The organism is Roseovarius atlanticus (assembly GCF_001441615.1).
GTDB classification, from domain to species: domain Bacteria; phylum Pseudomonadota; class Alphaproteobacteria; order Rhodobacterales; family Rhodobacteraceae; genus Roseovarius; species Roseovarius atlanticus.
The window spans coordinates 187,633-194,321 of record NZ_LAXJ01000016.1; the positions used below are offsets into that span (position 1 = coordinate 187,633).

6 protein-coding genes and 2 pseudogenes are annotated in these 6,689 nt (G+C 54.2%); 6 read left to right on the plus strand and 2 right to left on the minus strand.

All coding sequences use genetic code 11. From position 1 onward, the window contains the following. Positions 1–6: 6 nt before the first annotated feature. Positions 7–624, minus strand: a complete 618-nt coding sequence (locus XM53_RS14575; RefSeq protein WP_082631033.1) for a polysaccharide biosynthesis/export family protein — start codon at positions 622–624, stop codon at positions 7–9. A gap of 185 nt (positions 625–809) precedes the next feature. Between XM53_RS14575 and XM53_RS14580 the strand changes: the two genes are divergently transcribed. From XM53_RS14580 to XM53_RS24055, 6 genes and pseudogenes are all read left to right on the plus strand, one after another. Further along, a complete protein-coding gene (locus tag XM53_RS14580) occupies positions 810–1,811 on the plus strand; it encodes an ExeA family protein (protein WP_236544514.1) in 1,002 nt (333 codons plus the stop codon). Beyond that, positions 1,812–3,365 (plus strand): GumC family protein, encoded by a 1,554-nt coding sequence (locus XM53_RS14585; protein WP_057794544.1) that lies wholly within the window; start codon positions 1,812–1,814, stop codon positions 3,363–3,365. A 56-nt stretch (positions 3,366–3,421) separates the two neighbouring features. Continuing rightward, complete coding sequence (locus XM53_RS14590) at positions 3,422–4,261, plus strand: CpsD/CapB family tyrosine-protein kinase (RefSeq protein WP_057794546.1); 840 nt, start codon at positions 3,422–3,424, stop codon at positions 4,259–4,261. A gap of 324 nt (positions 4,262–4,585) precedes the next feature. Continuing rightward, positions 4,586–4,846 (plus strand): MMPL family transporter, encoded by a 261-nt coding sequence (locus XM53_RS23075; RefSeq protein ID WP_144435549.1) that lies wholly within the window; start codon positions 4,586–4,588, stop codon positions 4,844–4,846. A 183-nt stretch (positions 4,847–5,029) separates the two neighbouring features. After that, positions 5,030–5,167 (plus strand): annotated as a pseudogene (locus XM53_RS22555) (integrase core domain-containing protein); the annotation flags it as partial. Positions 5,168–5,192: 25 nt separating this feature from the next. Continuing rightward, positions 5,193–5,285 (plus strand): annotated as a pseudogene (locus XM53_RS24055) (IS5/IS1182 family transposase); the annotation flags it as partial. Between the two features lie 118 nt (positions 5,286–5,403). Here the strand turns inward: XM53_RS24055 and XM53_RS14595 are convergent. Further along, positions 5,404–6,528: an acyltransferase family protein gene (locus XM53_RS14595; protein WP_057794548.1), complete on the minus strand. Its 1,125-nt coding sequence runs from the start codon at positions 6,526–6,528 to the stop codon at positions 5,404–5,406. Positions 6,529–6,689: the final 161 nt, after the last annotated feature.

A 6,689-nucleotide genomic window follows, 5' to 3' on the forward strand; every position in this document is an offset into this window, starting at 1 on the left:
AGTCTGCTATTCAAACAGTCTGCGTTGCGGTGCTTCGACCACATCGCCCGGTGCCAGCCGCGTGCCGCCGCTTATGCCCGTCGCACTACCGGCTGGCGTCCGGGAATTGAACCTGTACGTGTTGACACGGCCAGTGCGCCGGTCGGTCCGGTGCAGTTCAATGCGCTTGTCGGCGGCAAACCGGCTCAGTCCGCCGGCTTCGGCGAGGAATTGCAACAGGGTGGTGCCCGGTTTGACCTCTTTGCGCCCCGCCTCCTCGAACTCGCCGATGGCGTAGACATCCATGAGGTTGCTCGTTTCCTCTATCTCGGCAAGCGCGTCGATCGCCACGTAAACGGTGGGCGCCGAGGCGAAGTTGGGAGTGAGCGCCGTGGTCAGGTTGCGCCGGACTTGTTCTACCGTGCGTCCGGCGGCCCTGATCGCGCCCACCATGGGAAAGTTGATACTGCCATCTGGCAGGACCAGCAAACGGCGGTTCAAGCTCGAGTCCTCAAGCACATCGACCTGCAGAATGTCCCCGGACCGAATGACATAGTTTTGCGCCGATGCTGTCAGGGCAGAGGCCAGAAGCAGCCCGAGGCCCAGGACGAGCGCCGCAAACGGATTTCCAATACTGTTGTGCATGAGTACACCTATTGTTTGTTATGCAATTCCTACCTGCAAGCAGGTCGTTGCTTTGGCGGGACTATGACAAATCCGACGGGCCATGTGTATGAAAATCGCTACAGAACGTGATCACTGCGGCAGATTTACCTGATGGTGGAAACAATGCGTCGTTCAGAACACAGAAGTGTACCGGTTTCTTGATAATGTTGCAGATTCGTGCTGCATTTCCGCCTCCGTTTCCCTATGCAAGGATCGGGGTACGCAAGGAAAGCGGTGAGTGGGTTGAAGCCGGCTCGATTGCTCAGGGCCTTTACGTTGCACGACCGCTACAGGGGAATCTTGGACGCAAAATGTCGGCAGACCAGCTTTACGAGTCCTTTTTCGGGCTGACGGAACGGCCATTCTCGCTCGTGCCGGATCCCGAATACATGTACTGGACGCCGGAACACAAACGCGCCTATTCGATCCTCGAGTTCGGGATCATGTCGCGCGCGCCCATCACACTTATCACCGGTGAGGTGGGCGCAGGAAAGACCACTCTGCTTCAGAAACTCCTGTCGGACATCAATGATGACGTCACGATCGGACTGATTTCAAACGCCCAGGGCGGACGCGGCGAACTTATCCAGTGGATCCTGAACGCGCTGGATATAAACATCGACCCCGCGGCGGCATATGTGCAGTCGTTCCGGGTGCTGCAGGATTTCCTTCTGTCGGAATACGCAGCGGGATGGCGGGTCGTCCTGATTATCGACGAGGCCCAGAACCTGTCCGCAGAAGGGCTGGAAGAGTTGCGGATGTTGACGAACGTCAACTCCAACAAGGATGTTCTGATCCAGCTGATCCTTGTCGGCCAACCGGAACTGCGAGACATGGTGAACGCGCCCAACATGAAACAATTGGCTCAGAGGGTTTCAGCCAACTTCCACCTGCCGCGCATGTCCAGCGAGACCGTACCGCAGTATATCTCGCATCGTCTTCGCACGGCTGGTGGAACGGGAAACGAATTCACACGCGAGGCTTGCGATCATATATTCAAGGAAACCGGCGGTGTTCCCCGGTTGGTTAACCAACTTTGCGACCTGGCGTTGCTCTACGCATGGAGCGCGGAGGAAAACACCATTGAAAACCGGACGATTCAGGCGATTATCGACGATAATGTGTTCATGAACCGCGCGGCCAATACTGAAGAGGACAAGTCCTGAATGGAAGACGTGCACTATTATCTTGCCGTTTTCAAAAGGCGCCTGCCCTATTTTCTTATAGTGTCGACCTTGGTGTCAGCGATATTTGTCGCCGTGGCCTTCACCATGCCTCCGGCCTACGAAAGCCGGATGGTCCTGCTGGTCGAGGCCCCAAAAATTCCCGAGGACCTGGCAAGCTCGACCGTCCAGACACCCGCGTTCGAGCAGTTGCAGCTTTTGCAACAGCGCGTGTTCACGCGAAACAACCTTCTGACCATCGCGCGCGAGCACAACGCGCTGCCGGAAATGTCCGGGATGTCCCCGGACGAAATCGTTGGCCGGATGCGGGATCGAACGGGGATACAGACCAGCAACCGTTTCGCGCAGGAAGTTCCGCTGATGACCGTCAGCTTCGAAGCACCCGTGGCTATCACGACGGCAGCGGTGCTCAACGCGTATCTGGACCTTATCCTGCAGCAGGATTCAGAGTTTCGGCGTGGCCGGTCCACCGAAACGCTGGAGTTTTTCCAGCAGGAGCTGGAACGTCTTGGAACCGAGATTGACCGGCAAGGGGCTCGTATCCTTCAATTCAAGCAGGATAACACGGATGCCTTGCCCGAAAGTCTCGATTTCCGGATGGACCAGCAATCCGACCTACAGGACCAGCTGGCCGAGATCGACCGCGAGATCAACGGTTTTCGCAGTCAGCGATCCCGGCTTGTGCAACTTTATGAATTGACTGGCGGGGTGGATGCATCCACTACGCCGGTCCAGAGCGCCGAAGAACGGGCGCTTGAAGAGGCCAAGACCGAGCTGCAGAACGCGCTCGCGATTTATGCGCCCGATAACCCGCGCGTAAAGCTTCTCGAGACCCGTATCAAGAACCTTGAGGCAGCCGTCGACGCCTCTGACGACGTCGCCGAGGACACGCGCGAGCCAGTATTGGAAGAGGATCTGCCGCCGGTTCTTCGGGTGCAGCTTGATGAAGTCGATGCCGGCATAGATGCGCTCGAAGCTCAGAAGGAGCGGATTCAGGAACGTATCGACGCGCTGACGACGACGATCGAGAGAACGCCGGAAGTGGCAATCGTTCTCGAAGAGATGAATCGCAAGTACGAGACCATTCAGGACCAGTACGAGCGGGCCGAAGAACGCCTCTCGGCGGCACAGATCGGCGATCAGATCGAAACTCGTTCCCGCGGTCAGAGGATCACGGTAATCGAACAGCCCACGGTCCCGGACAGACCCACCAAACCGAGCCGAAAGAAAATGGCGGTAGCGGGCACCGGACTGGGTATGCTCGCCGCTATCGCCCTTATCGTGCTGCTGGAATTCTTCAGTAACACGGCCCGCCGGCCCGAGGACATCATCAAGCGCTTCGGGGTCACACCGATCTCGACAATTCCCTATATCCAGACCAAGGGGCAGCGAATCCGGCGACGCGCGCGGCAAATTCTGGTTCTTTTGCTTATTCTGGGCGGGATACCCGCCGCGCTCTATGCGATCCACATCTACTACCTGCCGCTTGATCTTATCGCAGAGAAGGTCATGGACAAACTGGGCATCCGGCTATGACATGCCTTTGTCCCCTTGCCCGCCTTTGCGCCCCTAGCCCGTGACGAGGACCTCAGATGGAACGTCTCCAAGCCGCAATTGAGAAGGCCCGCGCACAGCGCGACAAGACCGAAACCGGCACTCCGAGGTTTCGAAAAAAGCCGGCGGTGCCCCCGAAGACCGGACAAAGCGACACCGATCGACCGGCGTGGGAGGCTCTTGAGGCACTGCAGATCGACGGCAAGCGTTTATTGCACAACAGGGTGACGACATACGAACACGGCGACGAAAGCGCGCCATTCGATCTTCTGCGCACCCGGATGCTCCAGCAGGCGCATGACAACGGATGGCGGCGCATCGGCCTGGTGTCGCCGAATGCCGGCTGCGGCAAGTCAACCGTCGCCGTGAACCTCGCATTCAGCCTCGCGAGACACAGGGATATCTATTCGCTGGTGCTGGATTTCGACCTACGCCGCAAAGGTATGACGAATGTGCTTGGCCAGTTTCCCTCGCTCGGAACGGCGGATGTGCTGCGACGCCAGGCCGATTTCTCCGATGTTGCTCGGCGCTTCGGACCCAATGTGGCCTTCGGTCTAAACAGCGAGCGACGGGTTCAGGACCCGTCCGAAATCCTGCAAAGCAGTATGGCGGCCGAGGTTCTCGAAGAGATCGAAACCAAATACCAGCCGGATATTGTTCTATTCGATCTCCCGCCGATTATGGACAGCGACGACAACTTTGGTTTTCTGAAAAAGGTGGATTGCGCTCTTGTCGTCGTAGCCGCGGAAAAAACGTCGATGTCTCAGATCGATGTCGCAGAGCGCCATGTGGCCGAACTCACGAACGTGATGGGGCTGGTACTCAACAAATGCCGCTACCCATCGAAAACCCAAGGTCAAGTTTACGGCAAATACTGACAATGCCCGACCTCCGCGAGATAGCGTTTCGAATCGCGGTCCTGAATTGGTCTACTAGACGCGCTAATCGCGGCTATCACGGAAATTTATGTCCAGAGGTTTCTATGCCGGTCCGGAAAAAAGGCACGGCTTCGCCGATAAAAACGGGTATCGGCGGATTTCCCTCGCGTGCGGCGGCTAACGCCACGTTGGCCGCATTTTTGACACACATTTATCTTAGTTTCCGCGTGACTTGTTCACTGGTGTGCACTAGCTCCCTTTTTACGGTTTGTTAAGAATTAGTAAGTAATCAAGGCCCAGAAGTGGCGCTCAACCGGAGACGAAATGATTTTAGGATACATCCTTATCGGCATCATTTCGGGGCTTTTGGCGTCGGCCTTTGTACTCTTGAGCGGCAAGTCAATCCTCGCAGCCTTAGGAGTTTACGTCGGTGTCGGTGTCGTGATGACCTTGATTGGTCCGCTATTGATGATTTTGCGCGGAAAATCCAGAAAACGTACTACCGACGCGTCATCAGGACACGCTGCGCAATCACCTGCCTGGTCGGCTCAGCGCGTATCAGCGAGCACGCCACAGCGTCGCTAACCTGAAAACCATCAGGTGTTCTACGCGACCTTCCCTTATCTGCCACTTCCTTACTCGCTATCAGTGACCTGCTCCCCTGAAAAGTCCTCGATTTGTGGCTAGCCTGTTCTCCTACAGACGAGACAGATTATGAAGAGAAGCCGTTTCAGCGAAGAGCAAATCATTGGCATATTGAAAGAGCATCATGCCTGCCGCATAATTACGGCATGGCGCGACGACTACAATCATCACCCCCCGCATTCGAGCCTCGACGGGCTCACCCCATGGGAGTATCACCAACGGTCAGAAGAGGACCGAACCCTGAACAGAGCTAACCTATAAACGCTCATTCCTAAGGGTGCAGGTCAATTGGTGGCGGGTAGCAACCCAGTACGACAGATACCCAAGGTCTTCCTCTCAGCCATCGCCCCTCGCGGCTCTCGTGATCTATTGGCTATAGTCGCGACCCTTGCGCGTGGTTTCCTTCACTGTGATGAGAAATAAAGAGAAAGACCGCGCGATTTCCTAAGAGCTATCTAGAAAATGCGGCAGCTTGTCTTGTCGCAACATCACCTCTGCTACGTTAGCATCGGCTTGTTTCTCCAATCTCGAGTGGCAGCAAGTCCACCTCTGTAAAGCGGTATTTCAAGGAAACGGTGTGTGCCTTCGGCAACAACTAGAAAAATACACAAACTGATAATTTGAAGAACAATATCCATAAGGAGATCGGGATACAGCGCATTTATCAGAAGCAATATTCCCCAATGTGTAATGTACAAAGCAAACGAAATATCACCAAGGCGTTTTAGTGAAGAAAGTCTTTGTGCAAGAGGCCCAGAATTCTCCGATAGCACCCAGATCGTAAAGGCAAACAGGGCTGGACTAATGAATTGCAGCATTCCTGTCCGCGAGAAAAAAACGATAGGTACCGCAAATGCAATCGCTGCTATCAGCTGCACTCCAAAATGCCCACGCATGGTAGTGGCCCGGTGCGAAGCTCTATAGATCAAAACACCGATTCCAAACCCAGCCGCACAACGCATGAGCCCGATGTTTGCAAAACCAAGTATATCAAAAGTTACGACATCAAGGTTTCCAAATTTGATTGCGATGACAGCGTAAACACAGAATGCAAGAGCAACTAGGAAGAAATTTTGAAACCATCGGTTCCTAATTAACATCATTAGAAGAAATACAATAACATTGACCCAAAATTCTACAGAAATAGTCCAGCTAGGGATGTTGAAAGTAGCCTCTTCCGGCCCAAAGCCAATATTATGCACAAAGAAAAAGTGCCTCACTGCATCGGCCCAATTTATTTCAATGCCGATCACAGAATAGACGAAGATAAAGGCGAGAAAAGTAATCAAGTGGAGTGGATACATTCTCAAGAACCGACGCGCAATAAAATCGTGCGTGGCAATGAGCTTTCGATCGAAATAACTATGAGCCAAGACAAAGCCACTCAGGATTAGGAAAAAATCTACGGCAAGGTAGAACGCACTCTCCCAAGGCAAAAGGCCTACATGCCCGGCGGCGATGGCAAGAGCCGCAAAACCACGAAGCGCATCAAGAGCATCAAATCTTACAGGTGCTCCCGATAAGTCAGCCACGATTTTCCACTTTTTTCTGAATTTTTTGGCACTAAACAAAACCAATATTCTGAGATCGGAAAGATGGTCAAGCGCCACTTCCTCAAACATGCTCTGGAGTTGGGTGATATAGCTATGACGAGCGTCTTTCTATCGGTTTTTCCAAAGTGAATGTGAGTGACCTTGCTCCCTTGAGAGTCCGCTAATTTAGGTTAGCTTTGGTCGGGTTTTGGTCTTCCTCTGACCGGTTAGCATATTCGTATGGCGTCAGG

What these genes read in the sequence shown, in the direction of transcription:
- XM53_RS23075 (WP_144435549.1), top strand. Translation starts at nt 4,586, where the DNA reads ATGATTTTAGGATACATCCTTATCGGCATCATTTCGGGGCTTTTGGCG.
- XM53_RS14580 (WP_236544514.1), top strand. Translation starts at nt 810, where the DNA reads ATGTTGCAGATTCGTGCTGCATTTCCGCCTCCGTTTCCCTATGCAAGG.
- XM53_RS14585 (WP_057794544.1), top strand. Translation starts at nt 1,812, where the DNA reads ATGGAAGACGTGCACTATTATCTTGCCGTTTTCAAAAGGCGCCTGCCC.
- XM53_RS14595 (WP_057794548.1), bottom strand. Translation starts at nt 6,528, where the DNA reads ATGTTTGAGGAAGTGGCGCTTGACCATCTTTCCGATCTCAGAATATTG.
- XM53_RS14590 (WP_057794546.1), top strand. Translation starts at nt 3,422, where the DNA reads ATGGAACGTCTCCAAGCCGCAATTGAGAAGGCCCGCGCACAGCGCGAC.
- XM53_RS14575 (WP_082631033.1), bottom strand. Translation starts at nt 624, where the DNA reads ATGCACAACAGTATTGGAAATCCGTTTGCGGCGCTCGTCCTGGGCCTC.